The following is a 24,957-nucleotide window of genomic DNA, read 5'->3' as shown; positions in this document are numbered from 1 at the left end:
ATCGAACTTGCTATCTCTACATAAGCACCTCTACATAAACCGTGCTTATGTAGAGCATCAATTAGCGCTACTACTTCCTCCCAACATTTCTAATTACAGTAATCGCATCACCGTTATTGGTAAAAATTAGAAATTCAACGAGGAAATGGTAATGAAAAAGACAACCTTAGCTGTATTGGTCGCCGCAACTTCATTTGGTGCTGTTGCAGCAACGCCTGCTTATGAAGCGAACCCTGATTTATATTCGGCGGAGTCAATTAAGCTGATGAGCGCGATTGATTCTTCTGGTTGGGCTGTTAATCCTGAGGACCATGGTATGACGGCTCAGGAGTTCATCCACCAAGAAGCTCGCTTCTTCATCAATAACTTCGTTAATAACTTCCAAGCGGGTTGGAATAACCCTCACCACTTCCGTCAGCTAAACCAAGTTGGCGATACTTGGGTGGTCACCCCAGCGCTTGACCATCTTTATTCTGTTGGTGGTATCGATACATCTAAGCCGTTCTCTATTACGGTTCCTTCGAATGGCGACAAGTTCCAGTCTCTCCATATTCAAACTTCTAACCATACAATCCCCGTGTATGAAGTTGAAGCAGGGACTTACCACTTCACACCAGACATGTTCGATACACGTTTCGTTGCCTTTGGTGTTCGTCTAGCGACAGATGGCACTGAAGAAGACATGGCACGATTACGTGTTTTGCAAGATCAGATCGTCGTCACTGGTGGTGGTAACGGTGAAGGTTTTGTTGGACCAGACATGGAACGCATGATGAAAGTTCGTGGCGCTTTAATGGAGGGCTATAACAACCATCTATCCGTCGCTCAAGAGAAGCACGTTGAATGGAACATTAAAGATGTTACCAACTGGGAAGGCTTAACTTATGCCAACGCAGGAGCTTGGGGACTATCGCCACATGATACCGCTATGTACCCGGTGTACGCTCTGAGTGGCGCAGAAGGCAACACGTGCTACACCGCGACATACCGTGCACCCAAGTCAGTCGATCCGCGTGGCTACTACTCAATTACCGTTTACGGTGAAGATAAGTTTCTAATGACCAACGAGAACAATATTGTTTCAACAAACCAAGGTCTAACGACCAACGAAGACGGTACCTTCACCGTGGTCTTTGGTGGTGAAAAATGTGGTTCATATGCTGCTAAAAATAACGTTAATTACGCTGCAACGCCTGCTGATAACTGGGGGTTCACGCTTCGAGTTTATCTACCTGACGTAGCCGATGTACAAGATTGGGAGGCAAACATGCCTGAGATTAAGCCACTCAATATCTAGTCGTGACTTGTTCAAAGTAACTTCCTTGCTCACGGATGAGCATTTCAAATCTCAGTGAAACGCGTGTATCAGCCACGCGCCCAACCAAGGACTCATCCATGAAAATCGATTTTGATACATTTGTGCCGCGCACGTTAGCGGTAGGCATTGTCACAGCCTTAATTTGTGTACCTTCAATAACTAAAGCCGAAGACTCAGTACAAGACATGAGTGACCCACTGGCTGTTTATACTCAAGCCGGAGCGGGTTACAGCGATAAAGGTCTCAACTTAAAGTTTGGTCAAACCTACGATACGGGCTCAGACACCACCATGGGTATGAACGTACTGGAGATTAAAGGTATTGCGGGAGAAGCAGTAGGCTTTCGTGATAATAATAAAGCCAAGTTCGGCACTGTTGATGACTCAATAGATTCAGTACGCTTTCGTAATTTTTCTGTCGACTTAACCAATGGTCGAGGTGCGCAAGTTGATGTGAACTACAACTTCGATACGAATCAAGGTTCGGCCTCTTACAGCTTCATTCAAGCGTTACCCAAATTCGGACCAGTAAACTTATACCCTTTAGCGGGCGCAGGTATAGCAGCAGGGGAGCCTCTCACAGATAAGGTTCGTGCTGATGCGGATGAGCTGCGTGATCGCTACGACATGCACGGCACATTCTACGTGGCGGGTATGTACGCGAAAATTGAAATTACAGACAAGATCTGGCTGAACTATAACCCGATGTATATGGGCACAATCAGCGGCTCAGATACCTACAAAAATGGCGCGTTCTACGATGATGATTCCATCATGACTCATGAATTTGCTGCGTCTTATCAAATCAACCCTCGCTTTAATGTTCGCTACTTTGCCAACTGGAATGAAGAAGTGAACTTCGAAGACGGCGATCACCGCATAGAGTTTAACTATCAGTTCTAATTTTAGTTTTAAAAGGAGACCCTCTGTATTTCACTGTTGAAGAGATACGGAGGGTTTAAAGTAACGGGAGCTGCTTTGTTTGGGGGAGTTAAGCTCAGAGTCGAGTCGCTAGATAACGTGTGAACCAGCTTGTTATTGAGCCGCTAGGAATGCCTTGAAGTGAATGAATTCAACGGAGCGTTGTACCACTTCTTTAGAATACACCAAGGCAGTGTGGTTGACGTTGAGCGCGCAAGTGTCTGTTGCCCCTTTCAGGTTTGCGTCTTCCAGAGTGACCGTACCATCGCCATGATTTTTTCCTAATACGATTCGTCCTACGCCAGCGTCGTAGGTGCCAGTAATCACACCAATCGGCACATCATTATCGTAGTCACCAAGCCCATCGTTGAGGATGTGTTTGGTCGACCCAAAAATGAACCCAAGACCATGATTAGAAAGCGTTTTAGCTATGGTTGCCCCATTGTGTGGTGTGCCCGCTGTAATAATGCAGGTGTCAGCGAAGTGTGGTTGGTAGAATTTAAAGTAATGACGAATCAGTAAGCCACCGAGAGAGTGACCAAAGAAATAGACCTTATCGTGCTCATCAAAGCGTGCATTTACGAAGCGATTTAGGCGTTTTGCTGCGGATGGAAAACGCAGTGAGTTGTAGGCGAACTTATGGGTGGTGAAGCCGCGTTTCTTAAAATTTCTATCTAGATATTGCATGATCAACGCAGGCATATACAGACCATGAATTAAAACTATGTGTTTGTTTTTATTATTCATTATTGCCCTCCGTCTGATGGTGTTTCCAGTATATGGAGTCGCAATTCTAAACTCAATAAAACTTGCTACGAATGGGACACGATAGACAGAGATCTCGTGTGTGGGCCGTTCGTTACTCTGACCTGACACCACCATAAACATCTATGGTTAACCCACCTTCCTTGGCATAGGTATTTGGTGTGAGACCAATGGTCTTCTTTAGGTACCGAATCAGGTGTGGTTGATCGCTAAACCCAAATTGAAAGGCAACGTCTAGCCAATCTATGTCATTCAACTCTTTCTTATAAAGATATTCGAGCATTGCTTCGAGTTTGTTCATGGATTGGCACTGCTTTAACGTTAGGCCAGTCACCTTGTTAAAGCTTCGCTCGAGTGTTCTTTGAGAACAAAATAGCTTGTCACCAAGTTCAGCTATCGGCGTTGAACCAAGCACACTCAGTACTTTTCGAGTGAGCTCGCTATGCCTATCGGTTCTAGCGGTGGATAGCCAAGGTTGCAGCAAGTCATCCAATTGCTGGCAACAAGCTTCAAAGTCGCTTTGAGCAAGCTTAATCAGTGACGTTACATCGGCATCAGAGTTGTTGAGTAAAGCTGCAAGGTCGATGGTGTTGACGCGATCTAAGCTTGGATGCGGGCAATCAGGGATAGTGAGCGAGTACAAAGCGCCGACGTGGAACTTGATACCCAAGTGGATAAACGGCTTCGTGTGATCCAGTTCTATCGCTTTGTGATGGGGCAGTAATAGGTGACTGCCAATTCCTTGTTGGACTTGTTGATCTATTGTGTAGTGATACGGTTGGTCGCTGGGCGACAGAATCAAATGTGCTGAAGGGTCAGGGTTGAGTATCGGAAACTGGTGAGTTTGAGCGTCGGGCGCTTTTTCGATAAGCCAATAACAATCAATGTATTGAGCAACAACTGAGGATTTAGGAGACTGTAACCAATTGATCATTCGAGCTTCTATTTTTGATGAGTACCACCACAACTATATGTGGATATCGTTGTCGGCGACAGTTTTATCGTTACTGACCGCCTATGCCAAGTATTGCGCCTGAGCATACTCAGCAGAGCAAGGGCTATGCTGAATATCTAACTAGTTAAAATCAAACTGCAAGATGCGATGCTTGGATGACATCCCGGATCGCTCAATCGCTTTTTGCGCACCAATATTGCTGCTTTCAGTTGAGCATATAACTTCCAAACCTTGGAGGTTAGCCTGTTGCTTAAGCGAGTTAAGCACGCGTGTTGCTAGCCCTTTGCCACGCTCTTGTTCTGCGACGATCATGCCTAAGTCTGCATACTGCGTTTGGTACTCATCAAACTTACGGCACTCACCGGCTGCGAGAATGTCACCACTTTCCCAGTAACCCCATAGCTCTTGACGAGTAATCAAGTTGCTGTAGTAACCGCTGAGCCATTCTTTGGGCGCACCAATAGCTGATACCGCAAACTCAACAAAGTTATCGAGTTCTGCTTGTGTCGCGATGCACATGTCGAGTTCTTCAGTCTGGTTGGAACTGAAATCGCAACTAGCTTGAGAGCTTTCACGATACATCATGGCATTGACTTTAAATGATGCGCTGTTGTCCAAGCACAGTGATAAATATTGAGGCTCTGCGGTGCTCACGAATGCGCCTTGCACTTCACCAATCACTGAGCTGTTGCTCTCTATGATCATGGTAAATAGATCTGCAATGTTTACGTTAGCTTCTGGTACAAGGTAAAACTGCAGCAAGTAACCTTCACTGTTTAGTACGCAGTAACCCACAAGTTTGCCGCTCTCGTAAAAACCGAAATGGTCTGACATTGGTACAAAGCCAAAATGCCACATGCCATCGAGTGGCGCTGTCGATTCTGAAAAGTAAGCTGTTTTTAATTCACTTAAGTCGTTAAGTGTTGTGATCTTTTTGATGTCTAACATCGCGTTAATCTCTGTTGTTTCAATGACCGAAAGTGTAAGTGGCTATTGGATTTGGGTATTGAACAAAAACGACAACTTTGGGTGTTTCATTTGGTGAAGTAGCGATCTAATCGGTCGGATCGGACCAAGATTTAGGGATGTTGAATTGAGGCAAGCTGGTGGGTTTGTTTCTTTCACCTTTGCGCCATGCTTTTAGTTGATTCACATAAGTTAGGATGTGCGCTATCGCGACAAAGAGTTGGTTTGGAACCATCTGGTCGATCTGAGTGGTGTTGTAAATCGCCCTCGTGAGTGCAGGACTCTTAACGACTTCAACCTCGTGTTTAGCTGCAAGCTCTCTGATGTACAACGCCACATCATCTTGGCCTTTCGCGACAACAAACGGGGCTTCAGCTTGGCTCAAGTCATAGATTAGGGCAATGGCGTAACGGGTTGGGTTGGTTAATACAACGCTCGCTTTTGGCACTCGCTCATTGGCACTTCTCTTGGCATTTTGAGTCTGTATCTGACGGATACGAGCTTTCACTTCAGGTCGCCCTTCTTGTTCTTTGTGCTCATCTTTGACCTCTTGCTTAGTCATTTTCATCTGCTTTGTAAATTCGTGTCGTTGATAAGGGAAATCAAACAAGCCAAATAGCAAGACGATTAAAAGAAGGTAGCCCAAGTACTCAATGGTAATGGTCGCGACCGAGAGCACCACGGTATCAAAGTGGGCGCTGACGAGGTTGGTGATCACTGAGATGTAGCTCGATATGACCCAATACAGCAGAGTAAAAAACAGAGAGACCTTAATAACGTTCTTGAACAGTTCGACGATCGATTGGGAGGAAAATATACGTTTCAATCCCTTGAGTGGACTTATCTTTTCCCATTTGGGAATCAGCAAAGATGGGCTGAATATCCACCCTCCAAGTAGCGTCGAGCCGACGATTGCGGCAATCATTTGATAAATCAGTAGTGGGAAAAATAGCGTGATCATCGAAAAAAGCGCGGTGCCTACTAACTCGACGATAGCCATTGGCTGGCTGACTGTTTGGCTATCAAACTGAAAGCTTACAAGAAACAGTTCAATGAAGGTCTGTTTAATCATGTCTACATTCAACACGTAGTAAGCGACGACGCTGATGAGAGTTATGGAAGAAACGAACTCTTTCGCGCGCGGTACTTGTCCCTCTCGCCGAGCTTTAGCGAGCTTATGTTGGCTAGGTTGTTCGCTCTTGTCTCCGGAATCTTGATGATCAGACATTAGGCAGCCTCAGCATGTAGTGCAGGTGCTGGTTCAACTCTAATACCAGATCAAAATAGTGATCGCCGATACCAGTTAGGGACGCCATTAATGCGAATAAGCCAAGTAGCATGGTCATTGGGAAACCAAGTGCAAAGACATTAAGAGACGGTGCCGCTTTGTTCATTAGCCCAAACGTAATATTACTTAGTAGCATGACGACGATAGCTGGCACCGCTACCAGTAAGCCGGTCGCAAACATCCAAGACACCATTTTCAGTACGTATTCAATGCTGTTGAAAGGGAAAGGTGAATTGAGAGGCCAATACTCAAAGCTCTCTTTGAACACAAGCAGCACCACTAGGTGCCCGTCCAAAGAGAGGAAAAGCAGCATCGAAGTGATGAACATGATTCTGCCAATGATGGCAATGCTGACTCCGTTGGCTGGGTCGTTCATCACAGCCATGGCTAAACCCATTTGCATGGAAATGGCCTGACCCGCAATCGAAAAAATGGTGAAAAATATCATCACCGCAAAACCAATTAAAAAACCAAAGATGAGCTGATAAAAAGAGAACAGTAGGGTGTCGATACTGAATGGGTTAAATGGAGGAACCTCTTTCACCATGGGGGCGAGAAGTAGAGAAAAAATAAAAGCAAACAGCAGTTTAACTCTTACCGGTATCGCTTTATCACCAAAAAATGGTGCGATCAGAAAAAGCCCAGTAAACCGAACAAAAGGCCACCAAAGAGCCCCTAGCCATTGGGTGATATCGGTAAAGGTTATTTGCATCATGCCTAGCCAACCTTGCTTGGTATCGTATTGAAGATAAACAAGAATAGGTCGTTGATCTCTTGTAATAGCCAGTGACCTGCAAGAATGATGCATAGCAGAGTGACGAGCAGCCGAGGGAGGAAGCTGAGGGTTTGTTCATTGACTTGAGTGACGGCTTGGAAAATCGCTACCACCAAACCGACGACCAGGCTAGGTACGATAAGAACCGACACCATAAGAATGATCAGCCAGATTGCTTGGCTGACCAGTGTGACGGCTTCTTCCGGGCTCATCCACTGATCCAAAAACTGTTGGCTAAACTCCCCATGAGTAAGCCCCAGCCATCAACGATGACAAATACCAAAAGTTTGAAAGGCAGAGAAACAATCAAGGGTGACAACATCATCATCCCCATCGACATTAAGACGGATGCGACCACTAAGTCGATGACCAGAAAGGGCAAAAACAACATGAAGCCGATTTGGAAGGCGGCCTTGAGCTCACTCAGCAGATAGGCCGGCAGTAAAACTAAGAAGGGGATATCCTGATCAGACTCTATGGAGGTTTCTCCTGCTATCTTGGAGACTTGTTCAAGTGCCTTGCGTTGTGTTTGGTCGAGCATGTAGCGACGCAGTGGTTTTTCTGCTGTGTCTAACGCCTCCATCAAGGTGACTTCATCGTTTGAGTATGGAATGTAAGCGGTGTCGTAAATCTTGGTCCAAACTGGCCTCATGATCAGCAAAGTGAAAATCAGGGCGATCCCCACAAGCACCTGATTTGGCGGCGTTTGTTGTAGGCCAAGCGCTTGCCTTAAAATGGCCAAGACAATGACAATTCGTGTGAAGCTAGTACACATAATCACGAAAGCTGGAACGAAGCTCAGTAATGTCATCAGGATCAGAATCTGCAATTTAACGCTGTATTCTGTGCCGTCAGATGTGGTGGTTTCACTGAGAATCGTCAGCCCTTCTGCGTGCGATGCGCCCGCGAATAAGGCGAAAGCGAGCGTGAAGAATATTGGTTTAGACATCGTATTCTTTGCGTTACTCAAAGACGTTACTTACTTGGCTTCTTGATGATGCTCAGTAATCTCACGCCATACTGACCATTCTTGGATACGATTTCTCCTGTGCCGAACGCGGTGCCATTGATTTTGATATCAACAGGGTCTCCTTCATGTTTTTCTAGCATCACGACGCTGCCCGCTTTTAGATTCAGTAGCTCATCTAATATCAATGTCTTACGCGCAACCTCAACGGTGATGTCGACAGGAATACTCTTGAGCAGAGAGATGTTACTGACGTGTTCTTTGTCGGCACCAAGGTCGATGTCGTCGGCAAGATCATCCAGATCTAAATCATCAAGATCTGGCAATTCATCATGCAGGTTTAGGTCGCTCATTGAGCTGTCAATGTTGCGTGTCTCTTTATCGTTAGCCATCGATTTCGACTCCCAGTTCAGAGTTTATGGATTGAAGTTTGCCAAAAAAAGTTGGGTGCCCGTTGACCTTAACCGTCAGGTTTTTGCATAGGGTCATGGGCATAAAATCCCCAGGTTTCAGCTGAGAAAGCTCATGCAGTGTGCACTGCTTGTGAAGCATCACGCACCCTAGCTCGACGGGCTGATAGCGTAGGTTGTCGAGTATCTCTTCCCGATCAAATGTTTCATTACTTTCCATCATGTCGCGCAGCTTTTTCACGTACTTGTTATCGATCATGAAGGTCACATCGAGCTGCTGGTCGTCAAACTCAAACGTAATGGTGACGCCAATGTCTGAGGGTTGATGGTCGGTGTGCTCAATAGCGTAGTGATTGGCATCGGCGGTCAGCGCGTTGGTGATCGCCATGGTGAACTTTTGAAAAAGCCTTAAGTGGGTTTGGGTTAGCGCAATATCGGGGTTGCTACGCTTAGATTTTTTGAGTGGTAATGGGTTGTTGAGGTGCTTGTGTAGCAGAATATCGGCAGCTTGTGGCGAAATAAAGAAAAAAACATGCCCAAATTCCTCAATATGAAGAACGGTTTTGATGCTGTTGGCTGGTGGTCGGCGTGCTTCTGAGAACGCGGCTTTGACGTGACGACCCGCAAAGTTAAATTTAAAAATATCAATAATTTCTGTCGAGAAATGGCTTGAGTGTCTTAACAGAAATTTACGCATTTTTATGCTCGGATTACCAAATTCGGTCAATGATAATTTCTTCATGTCAAGTACCAATTGTTGGTTTTTGCGGTCATTCTCAAATTTGACACGCTAATTAATCCTAACTATAGGTTAAAGCAATCTCATTTCAACTTCGGTTGTGAGAGAAATATAAAAAGATAAAGGCCTACTTATTACAAGGAATTAGGCCTAACAACGACGAGGCTAGGGCAATGATTCACTTAGACGATGCACTTGGGGTACACCCTAAAATGGTGCAGTTTCGTTTGGACAGAGCGGCAGTATTGAGCTCCAATATTGCTAACGTGGATACGCCTAATTACAAAGCGATGGATCTCAGATTTGAGGCGGTACTCAGTGGTATTGGTCACTCAAAAGACTGGTACATAGGTACGGCGGCTCAATATCGGATTCCTGTGCAAAGAACACGAGATGGCAACACCGTTGAGCTAGAAAACGAGCAAGCTAGGTTCGCGAAGAATGTGATGGATTATCATCAGAGCCTTGCGTTTTTGCAGTCTAAGATCAACGGGATAAAGTCTGCCATCAAAGGACAATAAGTGAATTAGGTAGGGACATCATGGCATTCTTAGGTATCTACGAGACGGCAGGCTCAGCGATGAGTGCGCAGACCGTCAGGCTTAATACTATCTCCAGTAACTTGGCGAATGCCGACTCTGTATCTGGTGACCCATCACAAGTTTATAAACCGCTAAAACCGATTTTCTCAGCGGTCTATAACCACTTCAACGCACAGCAAACTCAACAGCAAGGTGTGGTGCCGATTCGCATTGCCGATGTTGTTGAAGTCTCCTCAATGATGGAAGGGCGTTACGAGCCCAACAATCCTCTCTCCAATGACGAAGGGTATGTTTATTACTCTGGCATCAATGTCGTTAACGAAATGGCTGACATGATATCGGCTACTCGTAGTTTTGAAGCCAGCGTCGAAGTGCTCGGCAACGTAAAGTCGATGCAACAATCATTGATGGGGCTTTGGCGCAGTTAACCCAACTGCTGCCAATGACACCAGAGGAACGACACCATGACAACGATATCCGGTGCTGCGCAGGTCAATAATATTGAGTCTGCGTCAACGATGGCCCCTCAAGACAATCCGAACAGTGCGAGCGCATTAAAGAATGAGTTCATTACTTTAATGGTGGCTCAGATTGAAAATCAGGATCCACTGAACCCAACTGACGGCACCGAATATGTTGCACAGTTGGCGCAGTTCTCTCAGGTCGAAAGTACGGAAAACCTAGTTCAGTTGACGCAAAACAACTCGACAATGCTCGATAACTTACAAGTACTTAGCACCGCCGCATTGATCGATAAAACGGTGACGGTAAAAAGTGATCGCTTGTCTGCAGCAGGTGTTGATCAGCATACCGGGTACATTGAGCTGCAAGCTCCGTCGAATACCGTGATGCTTGAGTTAGTGGATTCGCTTGGCAACGTAAAATCATTGAATCTTGGCCCGAATAGCGCAGGGCGAGTGGATTACACATTGGATACGCAAGCCATGGGGCTGACCGGCCAGTATCAGATGCGTATCAAATTGGACAGTGGACAGGATTACCAGCCATCGATTTATCAGCATGGCCAGGTGGAACATGTGACGACGCCTTTGATTGGTGGCACTAGCCACTTGCAGGTTAAAGGGGTTGGCATGGTCGCGTTTTATGACGTGGCTGCCTTCTCAAATGAGTAAGGTTTTTAATTAGTTAGATAATTTTCGCTACATTTTTGGCTTTGCCGGTTTTTGGTTTGTATTTTTTAGTTTTGTTTTAAGTAAGTAAGATGACGGCTGTCGTTCTCCGTGGTGTTTGAGTCGACGGAGATAGCCTCTTTAGCGTGAAGAGGAAGACATTATGAGTTTTAGTATTGCACTGAGCGGGCTGAATGCCTCGAACTCAGAGCTAAACACCATTTCAAATAACATTGCTAACGTTTCTACGACGGGTTTTAAGGAGTCGAGAACCGAGTTTGCGTCCGTTTACAGCGGCAGTGAGGCAGGTGGCGTTGAAGTGGTCGGGGTTTCGCAAAACTTTGAGAAAAGCGGAACGGTAACCGGAACTGGGCGCTCACTGGACATGGCATTAAGTGGCAATGGCTTCTTTGTGCTTGAAGACAGTAAAGGGCAAACTCTCTATACCCGCTCTGGTATTTTCAACATGAACGCTGATGGGGTAATCACTGCGAACAGTGGTGCGGCTCTACAAGGTTACTCGGTTGATGGTAATAACAATTTATTGCTCGGCTCGGTAGGCACGGTGCAGATCAGCACGGCATCGCTGCAAGCTAGAGAAACGGACAGCATCGAGTTTGTTGCCAACCTCGATGCCAGAGAGCAGGTTCCTGCCAGCGCATTCGACTACAGCGATTCATCGACCTACAACCACTCTTATACCACGCCAGTCTATGACTCTTTGGGGAATCCTCATACGGTGAGCCAGTACTTTGTCAAAGGCGCGTCTAATGACTGGGATGTTCACATCTTGGTTGACGGTAAAGCGATTGATGGGGCTGATGCCTTGATACCTGCCGCTTCACCAACCGCGACGGATACCGCAAACTTTACCTTTAATGCCGATGGCACCATCTCATCGGGTGGTAACTACTCAGTCAGTTTCGACCCAGCTAATGGGGCAAACAGTGTCACGGTGAATATCGATCTATCTGCGGTCACCCAATTTGGTAGTGACTTCGTGGTTTCCAAAAATAGCCCAAATGGTTACACCTCTGGTGATTATGCCAGTGTGCGAATGGAAAACGATGGCCGTATCTTTGCGACCTACACCAATGGTCAGTCTCAACTGCAAGGTCAGGTTGTACTTGCCGACTTTGCTTCCCCTCAAAACATGATCAAAACCAGTGATACCGCTTGGTTACAAAGCTTTAGTTCTGGCACGCCTGTTCTGGGTACTGCGGGCAGTGGTGTGTTCGGGGATTTGACTTCTGGTGCGCTCGAAGGCTCCAACGTTGATCTGACATCTGAGCTGGTGGCCCTGATGACGGCTCAGCGTAATTATCAAGCCAATACCAAGTCGATATCGACATCGGATCAACTGACGCAAGCCTTGTTCAACGTGGTGTAGCGCTATGAATCCGATTCTATTTAGTGCAGCGAAAGGTGCTGAGCGAACCATGCTCGCTCAGCACGTGCGCGCGAATAATTTGTCCCATGCGGACACTGTTGGTTTTAAAGCCTTGATGGAGCACTCAACACCGATGCGCCTTGAAGGCTCGGGTTTTCTCACTTCCGTCACTTCCAGAACCAACTCTTCGATCAATAACTTTGCCCAGGGTGAAGATATACGCACCGAGCGACCACTGGATGTAGCAATTAATGGTGACGGCTTTATTACGCTCGAAGGGCTAGAAGATGAACCTGCCGAGCTCTATACGCGGGCGGGCAATTTTCGATTGGATGGCAATGGCCAACTCTACCTTGGCGAGCGTCGAGTGATGTCGACTGATGGCCCAATGGTGTTGCCAGACTTTGAGTTTGTGTCGGTGAGCTCGAATGGATTGGTGTCGATCACCCCGATTGGCGGTGAGGCGTCGCTAGAGGTTGGTGCGCTTAAATTAGTTAAGCCCGAGAACGAACAGATGACCATGCATGCAAGTGGACACTTTGTTCCCAAAGGCGGTCAGGTTCTGGCTGAAGACTTTAGCGTTCAGGTTCGTTCTGGTTATTTAGAGGCGAGTAACGTCTCCAGTTTAGAAGAGCTGGTCAGCATTATGTCGCTGACTCGACAATACGAAATGCAAATTGAAGTGATGGCATCTGCCGATGAGATCGCTCAGATAGGCAATAAGCTTCTCAAAGCTTAAGGAAGGGAATTATGCACAGTGCCTTATGGATATCCAAAACAGGGATGGCAGCACAAGATGCAAAAATGACGGCTATTTCGAACAACCTTGCCAATATCAATACGGTTGGTTTTAAGCGAGACCGAGTGGTGTTCGAAGATCTTTTTTACAGCGTCGATAAACAAGCAGGTACCGAAACCACAGAGCTCAATGAACATCCAACAGGGATTCAGCTTGGTAATGGCGTTCGAGTGGTTGGCACCGAGAAAGTGTTTACTCAAGGGAATATCCAGAACACCAACCAACAATTTGATTTGGCGATTCTAGGTGACGGTTTCTTCCAGATAGAGAACTCAGATGGAGAGCTGCTCTATACCCGAAATGGCCAGTTTCAAACCAACTCTGATGGTCAGCTAGTTAATACGCAAGGTTACCCTCTGATCCCTGAAGTCGTCATTCCTCAAGAGGCGACTCTCGTCAGTATTACTGCTGATGGTGTGGTCAGTGCCACCATTCCGGGCCAAGTGAACCCTGAAGATCTAGGGCAAATCACCATAGTGAAATTCATGAACCCTGCGGGGCTTTCGGCTCAGGGAGGAAACTTGTTTGTTGAAACGGAAGGCTCGGGTGAAGCGGTTGAACTTGTCGCCGGAACGGAAGGTTCTGGTCAACTAAAACAAGGAGCTCTTGAAGGATCGAACGTACAGGTGGTGGAAGAGATGGTCGATATGATCGCCACCCAACGCGCTTATGAAATGAGCGCCAAGATGGTCAGTGCAGCCGATGAAATGCTGCAGTATATCGCACAACAATCATAGCTCTCGCCTTAACGGGTGAATAACTATGGTAGTTAGGGAGATCTGACATGGAAAAGTCAATCAAACCAAGGTTGGGCAAGCCGCATGCAATCGGTGTGATTTATTACCTCGCTTTAGTCACCTTGCTTGTGGTGATGGTTGCTGGCTGTGCTGGTCGCCAAGATGATTTTATTCCGCCTTCACCAAATGATGAAGCGTACGCACCGCCCGAGTTGGACTATCAAGTGACCAGAGTTAGCAAAGGCAGCCTGTATACGGGAACGACTTCGATGACCCTATTTCAAGATCGAAGAGCGTATCGTGTGGGCGATATTTTAACGGTGTTGTTGGATGAAAAAACAGAGTCAGATAAGAGTGCTTCAACTCAATACGGCAAAGATTCCAGCGCCAACATAACCGCGCCAACATTAGGCAACAAGACATTTGAAGACGTGAGCGCTTCTGTTGATGCTACGCGAGATTTTGATGGCGCAGCTGCTTCGAAACAAGGTAACAGCTTATCGGGTTCTATTACTGTCACCGTTTACAACGTCTTGCCGAATGGAGTGCTTAGGGTGAGAGGAGAGAAGTGGCTCAAGCTTAACCAAGGAGATGAATACATTCGTCTGACGGGCAATGTACGGGTCGATGATATTCAGGCAGACAACACACTTTCTTCCCAGCGAATCGCCGATGCAAGAATCACTTATGCTGGCCGCGGCTCGTTTGCTGATACCAACACTGCAGGTTGGTTGACCCAGTTCTTCAATTCGCCATGGATGCCATTCTAATGAGCGCCCCAATTCGCTTCTACTTAACCTCATTGGCGTTGCCTTGGTGTTTGCTTGCGTTTACTTCTTCGGTAGATGCGGCGCGTCCTATCGCTGAAGTTGCAGAGGTGTATGGCGACAGACAAAACCAACTTATTGGCTATGGATTAGTCGTAGGCTTGGACGGGTCTGGCGATAAATCGCAAGTGAAGTTCACGCAACAGTCGGTGGTCAACATGATCAAGCAATTTGGCGTGCAATTGGATGATGCGACCAATCCTAAGCTGAAAAACGTGGCCGCTGTGAGTGTCACAGCCATGGTGGAACCTCACCAAGGTGCAGGTCAAACCTTGACGGTCACGGTGTCTTCATTGGGGGACGCAAAAAGCTTGCGCGGTGGCACCTTATTGCTCACTCCGCTACGAGGCATTGATGGTGAAGTGTACGCCATAGCGCAAGGTAGTCTGGTGGTTGGTGGCTTCAATGCAACTGGTGAAAACGGAACCAGTATTACCAGGAACACACCTACCGTCGGGCGTATTCCTAATGGTGCGACCTTGGAGCGAGAGGTCTCGACTGGTGCTGATTTAGAGCCAACGATACGCCTGCAACTCAAGCAACCGAATTACGAAACTGCGCTCAATGTTTCCAAGGCCATCAACAAGATGTTTGGCGGTCAGGTAGCGAAAGCGCTCAATAAAGGTCAGGTTCAAGTCTCTGCTCCGATAGATAGCGAAGACCGCGTGATGTTTGTTGCCATGATTCAAGAACTTGAGGTGGAAGAGGGGCGCCGACTGCCGAAGGTGGTGTTTAACTCTCGCACCGGGACAGTGGTTATCAGCCAGAACGTGACGGTGTCTGAAGCGGCGGTCAGCCAAGGTGGGATCACAGTGACAATACAGGAATCTCAATCTGTTTCTCAGCCTGGTGGCGCTTTCAATACCGCAGGGGAAACCGCGATTATTCAGAACTCACAAGTGAGTGTTGATGAGGAAGATGGGACCACTATGGTTTGGCCGAAAGGGACAAACCTGCAAGAGATCGTGGATGCGATTAACAATATTGGTGCGACACCGGAAGCGCTTATGCAAATCTTGCAGGCACTCGATGAGGTGGGTGCCATTAACGGTGATTTGGTGGTGATCTAATGGCAAATCTAACGGTTGTGAACTCTTCGTCGCTTGAGCCGATATCGAGTAACCATGCGGCGCCAATACTAGATAACCTCAAAATGGTAGCGTCGGTGAAGCCTGTTGATCATCCACAGTCATTTGAAAGACTCATGTTGAACAGGGCACCAGAAATGATGCCGATGGTGAAAGCCAGTGCAGGTTCGAGCCAAGCAATGACCAACTTTTACTTGGACAACAACGCGCTTACTAAATTAAAGCATGATAATTCTGCCTCAGGTTTACTGGCCGCTTCACAGCAGTTCGAGGCGTTGTTTTTACAACAAATGCTGACCCGAATGCGTTCTGCCAGCCAAGCACTGAGTGATAAAGACAATCCGTTGTCGATGAAATCAGACGATATGTTTCAGGGCATGCTAGATGCTCAGCTTGCACAAAGAATCAGTCGTCAATCGTCGTTTGGATTAGCAGATATGATCTTCAAACAGTTGTCATCACAAGTTATGGGACGACCTTTTGATAAGGAGAATCAATAATGGGCATGACCAACATCGGGTTAAGTGGCGCACTCGCCAACCGGGTAGCCCTCAATACGACGGCGCAAAATACCGCTAATGTGAATACTCCCGGGTATAGCCGTCAAATCGTCACCATGGAAGCCAGTTTATCGGGCAATGCTGTGAATGGCATTAATCTAGGGTCTGGTGTTGAGGTTAGCGATATCCTGCGGATTGCCGATCAGTCGTCTATCAATCGACTAAGAGAAGCGACGGAATCAGCCCAATTTAGCCAAAGCTACTTCAATGGCCTCTCTAATTTGGAAAACTTATTGGGGGCGGATGGACTGAGTCTCACACAAGGGATGAACGGATTTTTTGCTGCCATTGATGAGGCCAGTGTTACACCAGAAAGTGTCGCTTTTCGCCAGCAAGTACTTACCAATGCTGACGCCTTGGCGCAACAGTTTAACTCTGTGTCTGCGCAGTTGAGCCAGCAGGAAGCCGCGCAAAGTGAGCGTTATGGAGCCTTGGTGACCCATGTGAATAGCCAATTAGAAAGCATCGCTTCCCTAAATCAAAAACTGCAAGAAGATGCGCTGCTTGGCAAGAGCGTTGGTGGTTTACAAGATGCGATGGATAAACACCTCAATGAACTCTCTAAGTCTCTCGATGTTCAGGTGATCTACAGCAATGGCGGTGTCGAACTTTCTACACCAAACGGCCAGCCTCTTGTGATTGGTGGTTATGCCGCATCGCTTGCGCGAGACCTATCCAGTGGCGACCCTTACAGCACGGATTTGAACATCACTTTTCAGTCAATGACAACGCCTGTTGATGCTTCATTAGGTGGAGAGTTAGGAGCGCTCGAAGCACTAAAAACGAATCAATATGAACCCATCAAAACACTGCTCGCGGACCTTGCCAAAGGCTTGGCTGATGGTGTGAATACGGCATTGAACTCAGGGTTTGACCTCAATGGCGCGGCGGGTCAGAACTTGTTTACCTACACCTCAGGCAGTGAAGCTTTATCTTTGGCGATTGATCCTGCCCTCACCGCACAAGACTTAGCCTTTTCATCGAGTGCAACGCTTGCCGGAAATGGCGATGTGTTGAAAGACCTATCGATGCTGTCACAAACACCATTAACCAATGGTTCTGTGGCGGGAGAAACACCCTATAGCGCTTACTCAGGGCTACTCGGTGATATCGGCATTTTCACTCGCCAGGCACAGAGCGAAGCAACGGCAGCTCAAGTGAGCATGGAAGACGCGCAAGTGGCAAGAGACAGTGTCAGTGCGGTTAATTCCGATGAAGAGGCGGCCAACATGCTGCTCTACCTCAACGCTTATGAGGCCAACATGAAAATTATTAGCACGGCCAATCAGATGTTCCAGACCTTGCTAAGAGCATTCTAGGAGAAAAGTGATGCGTGTAACGGACTCCCAATTTAACGCGGTGATGCAGCGTTCATTAATGGACAACAATATCCGCTTGAACAAAGTTTTTGAGCAAATGTCGACTGGGCTGAGGATCAATCATTTATCCGACGACCCAATTGCCGCTGTGCGCCTTGAGGGATTAAAAAAGACGGTCTCTGATAATCAGCAGTACCAGCGAAATATCGAAAATGTGCAGTCACAATTGACGCGCTACGAAACCAACGTCAACACGCTGGAATCGCTCTCCCAACAAGTGAATGAACTGCTTTTACAAGGGAAAAACGGCACTCTTGATTCGGAAAGTCGGGCGGGAATCGTGCTCGAACTCAAGTCACTTAAAACGGAAATGTTGAACACATTGAATCAAGCCAATGATGGCAGTTATCTCTTTTCAGGTACCGACATCAGCAATCCGGCAATCGATACTGCACCGCCTTATACCTTAAACCCCAATTCAGATTATCGCGAAACCAAGGTCGGTGATAACCAGTATGTACCGAGTAATTTAACCATCACCGACACCATTGGTAGCAGTGCAATTTTTACTGACTTAGATAATGCGATAGCAGAGTTGGAGTTAGCAACCGGGGGATTTACAACGGCTTTGGATAATGCGCTCAATACCAACCAAGCGCTTCATCAAGACTTGTTGGTTTCATTAACCGACATCGGGAGTCAATACAACGCTTTAGAAAGATTGAAAGAGACCTGTATCGATATGGTGTTCTTTGCAGAAACGGTTCGCTCTGAGCTAGAGGAATTGGATTATGCAGAGGCATCCGTTGAACTTAACCAAGGCATGATCGCGCTAGAAGCGACACAAAAAACCTTTGCGCGTGTTGCCGGAATTTCACTGTTTGACCTGTTATGAATAAGTACTCTTGGGCAAGCGCGAGCTCAGACATTTTTCCTGTTTTTAGGTGCCCACTTGGCAAGGTGCTGAGTGCATGTCTAATAAGCTGGGGAGTAATGTCGTCTCCGGCTTTGGCACAGCGCTACATTGTTCCCTTCGATAGTGTCGAGTGGCGGTTTACTGAGTCTGTTGATATGTGTGAACTGAACTCTTTTGATCCCCACACTGGCTTTTCAGTGCAATTCATTTTGTTGGCAGCAAGCCCGATGAAAGTCAGAGTGGAAAAGCGAGGTGTGCGATCGCTGCCAACCTCAACGTCGTTCAATACCACTGAGCCGGTATGGGGAACGTCTCAGTCTTATACCACAACCACCATTGAAAGAGTTAACAAGCAAGGGGCCGCTCTGGTGACAGACGATGGCGCTACCTTGATGTTGGATGATATGGCGAGTGGCGCTTGGTTTAACGTCAATGCGATGGACTTTGATGTCTATTTCCCAACCACCAACTTTAAGCCAGCTTTAGAGCAATTCAATGAATGTCGTTATGGCTTGCCGCCTGTCAATTTCCAACATGCGCGTCGAGTCGAACTGCGCTTTCAACAGGGTGCGGTAGCCCTCACCGAAGGGCAGAAGCGCACCATTAACGACATCAGTACCTTGGTTAAACGAGACTCGAGAATCATTAAAATTCTGATTGATGGGTACACCGATAACTCCGGTGACTCCGTCGCTAATTTACAACTTTCGAAGCAGAGAGGATCCGACGTTGCGCAGTGGTTTATGGGCAATGGCGTGTCAAAGAAAATGATTGAGATACGTGGCCATGGTGATCGTTATCCCAAGTACGACAACACGACTCAGCAAGGCCGGGATAAGAATCGTCGCGTAGAAATTCGGTTAGTACGCAAGTGATGCAACCGCGAGGGTAAATAATGGAAAAGATGACTGCAGTCCAAATGCAACAAGCCATGTTAGGGAAGATAGAACAGCAGCAAGAGGTTGCCAGTAACCCATTCTCTAACCAAGCCGTCACTGGAAACATGGTGAGAGGCATCACGCATGACAATCTTGCGGTAAATCCGGTATCGGACAATTCACTGGCGTTCAGCAACACCTTAAAAAGTGTGCTTGATACTGTGGATAGGTATCAGTCTCATGCTGCAGAAAAAATCACCGCTGTTGAGTTAGGGAAAAGCGATGATTTATTGGGAGCAACGGTCGCATCTCAGAAAGCCCAGCTCTCATTCAATGCATTAATGCAAGTGCGCAACAAGATGGTGTCCAACTTCCAAGACATCATAAAAATGCCAATTTAGGCTAGGGATTAGCGATGGCAGGAGAAGCAGAAACTCAACCCGCGTTGACCAACAACATGGGAACCGCTAAAGAGAAGCTCACGGAAGCCTCTGGGTGGCTGACCATGTTTTGGCAGAGTTCACAGCGCAACGTCATTATCATCACTATTTTTGCGACGATCACAGCGGCGATCATCGTGATTATGTTGTGGACGTCATCGGAAAGGTTTAGACCCCTCTATAGTAAATCGGCGAACTTCGACTCTAGCCAAGTGCTGCATATGTTGGACGAGGAATCAATACGTTACCAATTGAGTCAGGACGATGGACAAATACTGGTGCCCGAAGGTGATGTCGCTAAGATCCGGATGATATTGGCGTCGAAAGGCTTAAAAGAACAATTGCCGAGTGGTTTTGATTCACTGGATAGCTCAAAGAGCCTTGGTGAAAGTCAGTTTATGGAGAATGCTCGTTATCGCCATGCTTTAGAGGGCGAGCTGGCACGCAGTATTACCACCATGAGCGCCGTGAGCTTGGCTCGTGTTCATCTAGCTATACCTAAAGAAAGCCTATTTATGCGCGATGACGCTGAGCAGCCGAGAGCCTCTGTGATTGTTCATATTATCAATGGGATGGACCTCAAGCCGACGCAGGTTGAGTCAATCATTAACTTGGTGTCTGGTGCGGTGATAGGACTTAAATCGGAACATGTGCGAGTAGTCGATCAACACGGTCGTTTGTTATCGAATGACGCGACGGTTGGGGACATTACCGTGACGATTGGTAAGCAATCTGATTACAAACGTAACCTTGAAAAAACCTTGGTTGCTCAAGCGACCGATATGCTGACTCCGATTCTCGGTGCGGCTAATTTTCGAGTGCAAATTGCCAGTGATATTGATTTCTCTAAGGTGGAAGAAACAGAAGAGATCTATGCTGATCCCGTTGTGCGAAAAGAGACCTTACTGAATGACATGAACGAGTCGTCGATGGCGCTTGGGATTCCGGGGGCATTGAGTAACACACCACCAGTGACCGATGGTGAGCCTCAACCAGAGCCCAACGCCAAGGTTAACCGAAGTGAAACATCGCGTGATTATGCAGTGAGTGGCAAGGTTCGCCATACTCAGCACCAGCAAGGTGTCTTGCAGAACCTTTCGGTTTCTATTGTGGTTAACGATTTAGCGAACCCCAATCAAACTTGGACTCCAGAAGAGCTTACTAATGTTGAGAATGTGGTTCGTTCGGCCATCGGTTTTAATACCGAGCGCGGTGACAGCATTCACATCACTCACTTCCCTTTTGTGATTGCGAGTATTCCAGAGCAAGCTCCGATAGCTTGGTTTGAGAACACGCACATTATGCAGCCTCTCAAATATTTGCTAGGTGTGATGCTCAGTGGCTTGATGATCATGGTGGTGCTACGACCTCTTGCTCAATATCTCACTAAGTCAGCGGAGCAAGAAGAGTTGGAAGCGGAAAGCATGGAATACGATGACGTCATTACTAAAGAGGAGCGTGCCGCTGATGCTGCATTGCAATCCAAACTGGAATCGCTAGGTATTGATGCAACCGGTATTAAAGCACTCGATGACAACTTGCCATCTGCAGATAGCCCACTCGAAGTTCAAATTAAACACCTCAAGCTAATCGCAAAAGAGGATCCGAACAGGGTGGCTGAGATTTTACGTACTTGGATACAAGCATAACGAACCAAATAAAAGTCAGTAGGAGAAGGTGCATGGATGGCAAACAAACCTATCAATCAGTGGATGGCGTCGCGATGTTGGTGCTCACGATGGGAGAAGACATCGGTTCTGAGGTACTCAAAGGCTTCACCCATGAAGAGATAAAACAGATCACGCATGCCATGAGTAAGATGAAGGACATCAAAGCCAAGGATGCTTTGGTCTCTTTGTCGGGCTTTTTTGATGATTTTCGTAAGCACTCCGGGATTCTCGGCGGGACACGACAATACATCACCAATGTGTTGGAAAAGACATTAAACGGTAATTTGGCGAGAGATCTAGTATCGGAGATTTATGGCGACGAGATCCGCTCACATGCTGAAAAACTGGCGTGGATTCCCCCAGAACTCTTGGTTAATGACCTTAAAAAAGAGCACATCAACCTGCAAGCGCTGTTGATTGCCCACCTCCCTCTGGAATACAGCGGCCGTGTCATGGATGAATATGAGGAAGAAGAGTGCCATGCGTTAATACTGCAAATATCTAAAACGCAGGTACTCACCTCTGGTTTGATGGAGACACTCAAAGACCTTATCGATCGCTGCAAAATCAATTATCACAGTGGTGGGTCTGCCAGCTTGCAAGGTTCGAAAGTGGTCGCGAACCTCATCAACCGTTATTCCGGTGACAAAAGCAATTTATTCCAATTCCTTCATGATCAAGACGCTGAAGCCGCAGAGCTGGTGGAAGAGGCGATGTTTGATTTCTTCACCTTATTCAATCAAGACCTAGAGACCATCAACCTGATTAACGAAAGAGTCAGCTTAGAGCAATGGGCTTATGCTCTGAAAGGTACCAATAAAGATTGCCGCCTTTACATCATTAACTCTATGCCACAACGGGTATCGACAGAGCTCAAAGAAAATCTGGTACGCATTGGTGCGGTGCCAGTCAGTCAGGTTGAGCAAGCACGGAAAGATATCATTGAAATCGTCAAACAAATGCAATCGGAAGAGATCATCAAGCTGAACTTTGCTAATGAGCCAAGGTTGACCTAATTGGAGAGGCAGTATGAAACTCACGGGTATTACGCAGCGCAAGAATCAAGTGAATCCGACAACGACAGGAAAGATTAAGAAGCCGGAAAAGCTGACCAGCAACAAGCCGAATAATGCACTCATTCGACAGCAAATGGTGCAAATGAACTTGCAAGAAAGGCCTAAGCTGATTGCTGAGGTCGCCGACTCTCACAAAATGTACAGCAGGCTCATGATGGCCGGGGAAGTGCTACGAACCGTGGCGAGTGAGTTGATTAAGCTGCGCCAGTTAGCCGAGCTGAACCAATACAACCCTGAACAAGCCAACCATATTGATGTCATTAAGAAAAAACTGGTGTTTTGGAGTCAGAAACGGTTGTTTGGTGACTATGTGGTGGATTCAAGTTTTGCACCGATTCAAGGTGATAACCCTTTTATCGAGTTCACGGTTCCAGGGCTCGACTTACAGCGAGAGCGGTTTCGTGATGAAGTTGTCTCTCTGTACATCAACAACCGCTTGATACCGTTGGCGTTTGAACGCTCAGAAGACAGAGAGGTATTGCTAGAACAATTCAAGATGATGTTTGCTTATGCGCATTTGCAGCTCAGAATTAATGAACAACAAGAGTTTGTGATCGGCATTCGAGACCAACAATGGCGTTTGTGGGATGGGCAGGTTTTCGTTTCGGGTCAAGGTGGTCGCTATGCTGAAGGGCCACCGATTGCGGTACAGGCTCAAGCTCGCTATCCGGTGTTGGACGACATCAGTCGCTTGTTGGTCAATGAGCCTGGTTCGAATCAACAAATCGATGCCTTGCTTGAACGGGTCAATAAACTGTATTTGGCATTATCGAAAATGTTGAAAATGAAAAGGCAAAAAGCTGACCAGCTTATCGCGTTTTGTTCACACCCAGAGTTGCACAAATTAGGCAGTTTTAAACATCAGTTAGTGAGCAATCCAGAGCTGTCGCTGAAGTCTATTCATCGCGGCTTTAGCGGGCCAACCAGAGACAATGTAATCAAACTATTGAGAAAAAGGTGAAACAGAGACGAAATACTGCCGTTATAGTTAATTAGTAGTGCAGAAAAATGGGTAGGCAGAGATGAGTCAAATTAAGGTCGACAATGTAAAACACGTTGTGCCTCATACTCAGGTAGATGTGGTTCAAAACAAAAAGACAGAGCCGGATCAAAAAGCGAAGGTGAAGCCGATTAACCTCTCTCAACATGAGGTGGAGTTGCTCGATAACACCAAGAGCCTTTTTGACGGTGTAGACGATATCGATATGGCTAAAGTCGAGCAGATTAAAGCGCAAATTTCCGCGGGAGAGTTAGTGTTTGATATGGATGAACTAGCGAAAGTCATTACGAGACTGGATCATGGAACGTAGAAGCGACCTGATTGGTTACATTACTTATGGTCAACATGTGTTGGCTTTGTCAGGCGAGTTGTCCGCACGTCTAGATGACATCCGTGTGGCGATATTAAACCGCGAGTATCAGAAGCTGGAATCGCTCAATCAAGCGATCACATCACTGACTCAACGGCTAGCAGACGCTGACGATAAGCGATTTGCTCTGGCCAAGCGACTGGGGTGTGAAGACAGACAGTACGCAAAAAGTATGCAGGCTCGGCTCAAAGGAAAAGCACTACAACGTATTCAAACTTTGGATACGGAAATCGAGCTGACCATCAAGCAGTGCAAAACTAAGTTGGCGCGCCAAGGCAGTGTCATGGTGATGCAGCATCAAGCAATGGAAGAGGCGCTTGGTAAGCATCAATTAAGGGTCAATGTTTAGGTTGAGGCGGTGTATGGCTAAGTTATTAAAACTAGCTAGCACATGGCTGTTCGCCCTTGGTTGTGTGACCAAGGTGAGCGCAGAAGTTGGTAACATTACTCTTGAACAACAACTCTCCACTCAAATCCAATCGCTCATTGAACAAACCATGCGTTACCGTTATCCCCAACAGTACCAATTGGATATTCAGATCCGCTTTTCTCGAGCTATTCATCAGTTACCACAGTGTAGCGAGTCTGTTGAAGTCACGCACAGAAGTAAAATCAAGCTTGGCAAACAAAAGTGGAACGTGCGTTGTGAGCCAGAGAGGTGGACCCTTTCAGCGACCTCAACGTCGACAATAACCGTCTGGACTGCGACAGCCAACAAGGCACTTAAGAAAGGCCAAAGACTGACGCATGACGATATTGCGATTGAACCTATCAAACTCTACAAAGACCAAAAAGTGTTCTTCAAGGCTAACGAAATCGCTGGCAGCAAAATCAAGCGTTCAGTAAACAAGGGCGATTTATTGACTACATCTTCTATGTATTTGGATTATGACGTTGAAAAGGGGCACGCTGTGGATGTGGTTTTTCAATCGAAAAGTATCCGTTTAGAAACGTTAGGAATGGCGTTGGAAAGTGGGCTGATAGGCGATACGGTCTCAATTAAGAACCAACAATCTGGAAAGTTGTTACGCGGCGTCGTCATTGAAAAAAATAGAGTTCGAGTCTTCTAAACCCTCCTCAAATCTGCGTTTGTATAGTAAATCACCACGCCA

General features: G+C 46.8%; 30 protein-coding genes. 21 read left to right on the top strand and 9 right to left on the bottom strand.

The genetic code is table 11. The features are described 5' to 3' along the window. Positions 1-151: 151 nt before the first annotated feature. Together L0991_19060 and L0991_19055 are read left to right on the top strand one after the other, a co-directional pair. Entirely contained in the window at positions 152-1,297 is a 1,146-nt protein-coding gene (locus L0991_19060; GenBank protein ID XGB64130.1) for a DUF1214 domain-containing protein, read from the top strand. 98 nt (positions 1,298-1,395) lie between these two features. Further along, a complete protein-coding gene (locus L0991_19055; GenBank protein XGB64129.1) occupies positions 1,396-2,220 on the top strand; it encodes a hypothetical protein in 825 nt (274 codons plus the stop codon). 132 nt (positions 2,221-2,352) lie between these two features. Here the strand turns inward: L0991_19055 and L0991_19050 are convergent, their stop codons facing one another. The 9 genes from L0991_19050 to L0991_19010 form a co-directional block, all read right to left on the bottom strand. Then, positions 2,353-2,985 carry an acetyltransferase gene (locus tag L0991_19050; GenBank protein ID XGB64128.1) on the bottom strand — a complete coding sequence of 211 codons (633 nt, stop codon included), beginning with the start codon at positions 2,983-2,985 and terminating at the stop codon, positions 2,353-2,355. A gap of 112 nt (positions 2,986-3,097) precedes the next feature. Beyond that, positions 3,098-3,937 (bottom strand): helix-turn-helix domain-containing protein, encoded by an 840-nt coding sequence (locus L0991_19045; protein ID XGB64127.1) that lies wholly within the window; start codon positions 3,935-3,937, stop codon positions 3,098-3,100. A 141-nt stretch (positions 3,938-4,078) separates the two neighbouring features. Then, complete coding sequence (locus L0991_19040; GenBank protein ID XGB64126.1) at positions 4,079-4,906, bottom strand: GNAT family N-acetyltransferase; 828 nt, start codon at positions 4,904-4,906, stop codon at positions 4,079-4,081. A gap of 106 nt (positions 4,907-5,012) precedes the next feature. Then, the gene (flhB, locus tag L0991_19035) at positions 5,013-6,152 is read right to left on the bottom strand and encodes a flagellar biosynthesis protein FlhB (protein XGB64125.1); all 1,140 of its coding nucleotides are present in this window, start codon (positions 6,150-6,152) and stop codon (positions 5,013-5,015) included. Then, complete coding sequence (gene fliR / locus L0991_19030; GenBank protein ID XGB64124.1) at positions 6,145-6,927, bottom strand: flagellar biosynthetic protein FliR; 783 nt, start codon at positions 6,925-6,927, stop codon at positions 6,145-6,147. The genes flhB and fliR overlap by 8 nt, the downstream gene beginning before the upstream one ends. 2 nt (positions 6,928-6,929) lie before the next feature. After that, the gene (gene fliQ / locus L0991_19025) at positions 6,930-7,199 is read right to left on the bottom strand and encodes a flagellar biosynthesis protein FliQ (GenBank protein XGB64123.1); all 270 of its coding nucleotides are present in this window, start codon (positions 7,197-7,199) and stop codon (positions 6,930-6,932) included. Next, entirely contained in the window at positions 7,196-7,936 is a 741-nt protein-coding gene (gene fliP, locus L0991_19020; GenBank protein XGB64122.1) for a flagellar type III secretion system pore protein FliP, read from the bottom strand. Before fliP ends, fliQ begins: the two co-directional genes overlap by 4 nt. A gap of 26 nt (positions 7,937-7,962) precedes the next feature. Beyond that, positions 7,963-8,346, bottom strand: coding sequence for a FliM/FliN family flagellar motor switch protein (locus L0991_19015; GenBank protein ID XGB64121.1), 384 nt, complete (start codon positions 8,344-8,346; stop codon positions 7,963-7,965). Then, positions 8,339-9,106, bottom strand: coding sequence for a FliM/FliN family flagellar motor C-terminal domain-containing protein (locus tag L0991_19010; protein XGB64120.1), 768 nt, complete (start codon positions 9,104-9,106; stop codon positions 8,339-8,341). The genes L0991_19015 and L0991_19010 overlap by 8 nt, the downstream gene beginning before the upstream one ends. Before the next feature lie 170 nt (positions 9,107-9,276). Between L0991_19010 and L0991_19005 the strand changes: the two genes are divergently transcribed. From L0991_19005 to flgA, 19 genes are all read left to right on the top strand, one after another. Continuing rightward, a complete protein-coding gene (locus L0991_19005; GenBank protein ID XGB64119.1) occupies positions 9,277-9,624 on the top strand; it encodes a flagellar basal body protein in 348 nt (115 codons plus the stop codon). Between the two features lie 20 nt (positions 9,625-9,644). Beyond that, the gene (flgC, locus tag L0991_19000) at positions 9,645-10,073 is read left to right on the top strand and encodes a flagellar basal body rod protein FlgC (GenBank protein XGB64118.1); all 429 of its coding nucleotides are present in this window, start codon (positions 9,645-9,647) and stop codon (positions 10,071-10,073) included. A gap of 36 nt (positions 10,074-10,109) precedes the next feature. Next, positions 10,110-10,778 (top strand): flagellar hook assembly protein FlgD, encoded by a 669-nt coding sequence (gene flgD / locus L0991_18995; protein XGB64117.1) that lies wholly within the window; start codon positions 10,110-10,112, stop codon positions 10,776-10,778. Positions 10,779-10,938: 160 nt separating this feature from the next. After that, positions 10,939-12,165, top strand: a complete 1,227-nt coding sequence (gene flgE, locus L0991_18990; protein ID XGB64116.1) for a flagellar basal body protein FlgE — start codon at positions 10,939-10,941, stop codon at positions 12,163-12,165. A 4-nt stretch (positions 12,166-12,169) separates the two neighbouring features. Then, positions 12,170-12,904 (top strand): flagellar hook-basal body complex protein, encoded by a 735-nt coding sequence (locus tag L0991_18985; protein XGB64115.1) that lies wholly within the window; start codon positions 12,170-12,172, stop codon positions 12,902-12,904. 11 nt (positions 12,905-12,915) lie between these two features. Continuing rightward, positions 12,916-13,701, top strand: a complete 786-nt coding sequence (flgG, locus tag L0991_18980; GenBank protein XGB64114.1) for a flagellar basal-body rod protein FlgG — start codon at positions 12,916-12,918, stop codon at positions 13,699-13,701. Between the two features lie 134 nt (positions 13,702-13,835). Next, a complete protein-coding gene (gene flgH / locus L0991_18975; protein XGB65416.1) occupies positions 13,836-14,471 on the top strand; it encodes a flagellar basal body L-ring protein FlgH in 636 nt (211 codons plus the stop codon). Next, the gene (locus tag L0991_18970; GenBank protein ID XGB64113.1) at positions 14,471-15,598 is read left to right on the top strand and encodes a flagellar basal body P-ring protein FlgI; all 1,128 of its coding nucleotides are present in this window, start codon (positions 14,471-14,473) and stop codon (positions 15,596-15,598) included. The genes flgH and L0991_18970 overlap by 1 nt, the downstream gene beginning before the upstream one ends. Then, entirely contained in the window at positions 15,598-16,116 is a 519-nt protein-coding gene (locus L0991_18965; protein XGB64112.1) for a rod-binding protein, read from the top strand. Before L0991_18970 ends, L0991_18965 begins: the two co-directional genes overlap by 1 nt. Continuing rightward, complete coding sequence (flgK, locus tag L0991_18960) at positions 16,116-17,495, top strand: flagellar hook-associated protein FlgK (protein ID XGB64111.1); 1,380 nt, start codon at positions 16,116-16,118, stop codon at positions 17,493-17,495. Before L0991_18965 ends, flgK begins: the two co-directional genes overlap by 1 nt. 10 nt (positions 17,496-17,505) lie before the next feature. Beyond that, a complete protein-coding gene (gene flgL, locus L0991_18955) occupies positions 17,506-18,390 on the top strand; it encodes a flagellar hook-associated protein FlgL (protein XGB64110.1) in 885 nt (294 codons plus the stop codon). 98 nt (positions 18,391-18,488) lie between these two features. Further along, on the top strand, positions 18,489-19,286 hold the full coding sequence (locus L0991_18950) for an OmpA family protein (protein ID XGB64109.1): 798 nt from the start codon (positions 18,489-18,491) through the stop codon (positions 19,284-19,286). Between the two features lie 128 nt (positions 19,287-19,414). Then, positions 19,415-19,690 (top strand): flagellar hook-basal body complex protein FliE, encoded by a 276-nt coding sequence (locus L0991_18945; GenBank protein ID XGB65415.1) that lies wholly within the window; start codon positions 19,415-19,417, stop codon positions 19,688-19,690. A gap of 14 nt (positions 19,691-19,704) precedes the next feature. Further along, positions 19,705-21,378: a flagellar M-ring protein FliF gene (fliF, locus tag L0991_18940; GenBank protein XGB64108.1), complete on the top strand. Its 1,674-nt coding sequence runs from the start codon at positions 19,705-19,707 to the stop codon at positions 21,376-21,378. A gap of 32 nt (positions 21,379-21,410) precedes the next feature. Continuing rightward, entirely contained in the window at positions 21,411-22,415 is a 1,005-nt protein-coding gene (gene fliG, locus L0991_18935; protein XGB64107.1) for a flagellar motor switch protein FliG, read from the top strand. 13 nt (positions 22,416-22,428) lie between these two features. Then, entirely contained in the window at positions 22,429-23,436 is a 1,008-nt protein-coding gene (locus L0991_18930) for a hypothetical protein (protein XGB64106.1), read from the top strand. A 61-nt stretch (positions 23,437-23,497) separates the two neighbouring features. After that, positions 23,498-23,785, top strand: a complete 288-nt coding sequence (locus tag L0991_18925) for a flagellar biosynthesis anti-sigma factor FlgM (GenBank protein XGB64105.1) — start codon at positions 23,498-23,500, stop codon at positions 23,783-23,785. Continuing rightward, positions 23,775-24,194, top strand: coding sequence for a hypothetical protein (locus L0991_18920; GenBank protein ID XGB64104.1), 420 nt, complete (start codon positions 23,775-23,777; stop codon positions 24,192-24,194). The genes L0991_18925 and L0991_18920 overlap by 11 nt, the downstream gene beginning before the upstream one ends. 13 nt (positions 24,195-24,207) lie before the next feature. Further along, positions 24,208-24,915 carry a flagellar basal body P-ring formation chaperone FlgA gene (gene flgA, locus L0991_18915; protein XGB64103.1) on the top strand — a complete coding sequence of 236 codons (708 nt, stop codon included), beginning with the start codon at positions 24,208-24,210 and terminating at the stop codon, positions 24,913-24,915. Positions 24,916-24,957: the final 42 nt, after the last annotated feature.

The sequence above is a fragment of the Vibrio chagasii genome (assembly GCA_041879415.1).
In the GTDB taxonomy this organism is placed as follows: Bacteria; Pseudomonadota; Gammaproteobacteria; order Enterobacterales; family Vibrionaceae; genus Vibrio.
Note: the sequence above shows the minus strand (reverse complement) of the source record. Positions and strands in the feature narration are given on the sequence as shown.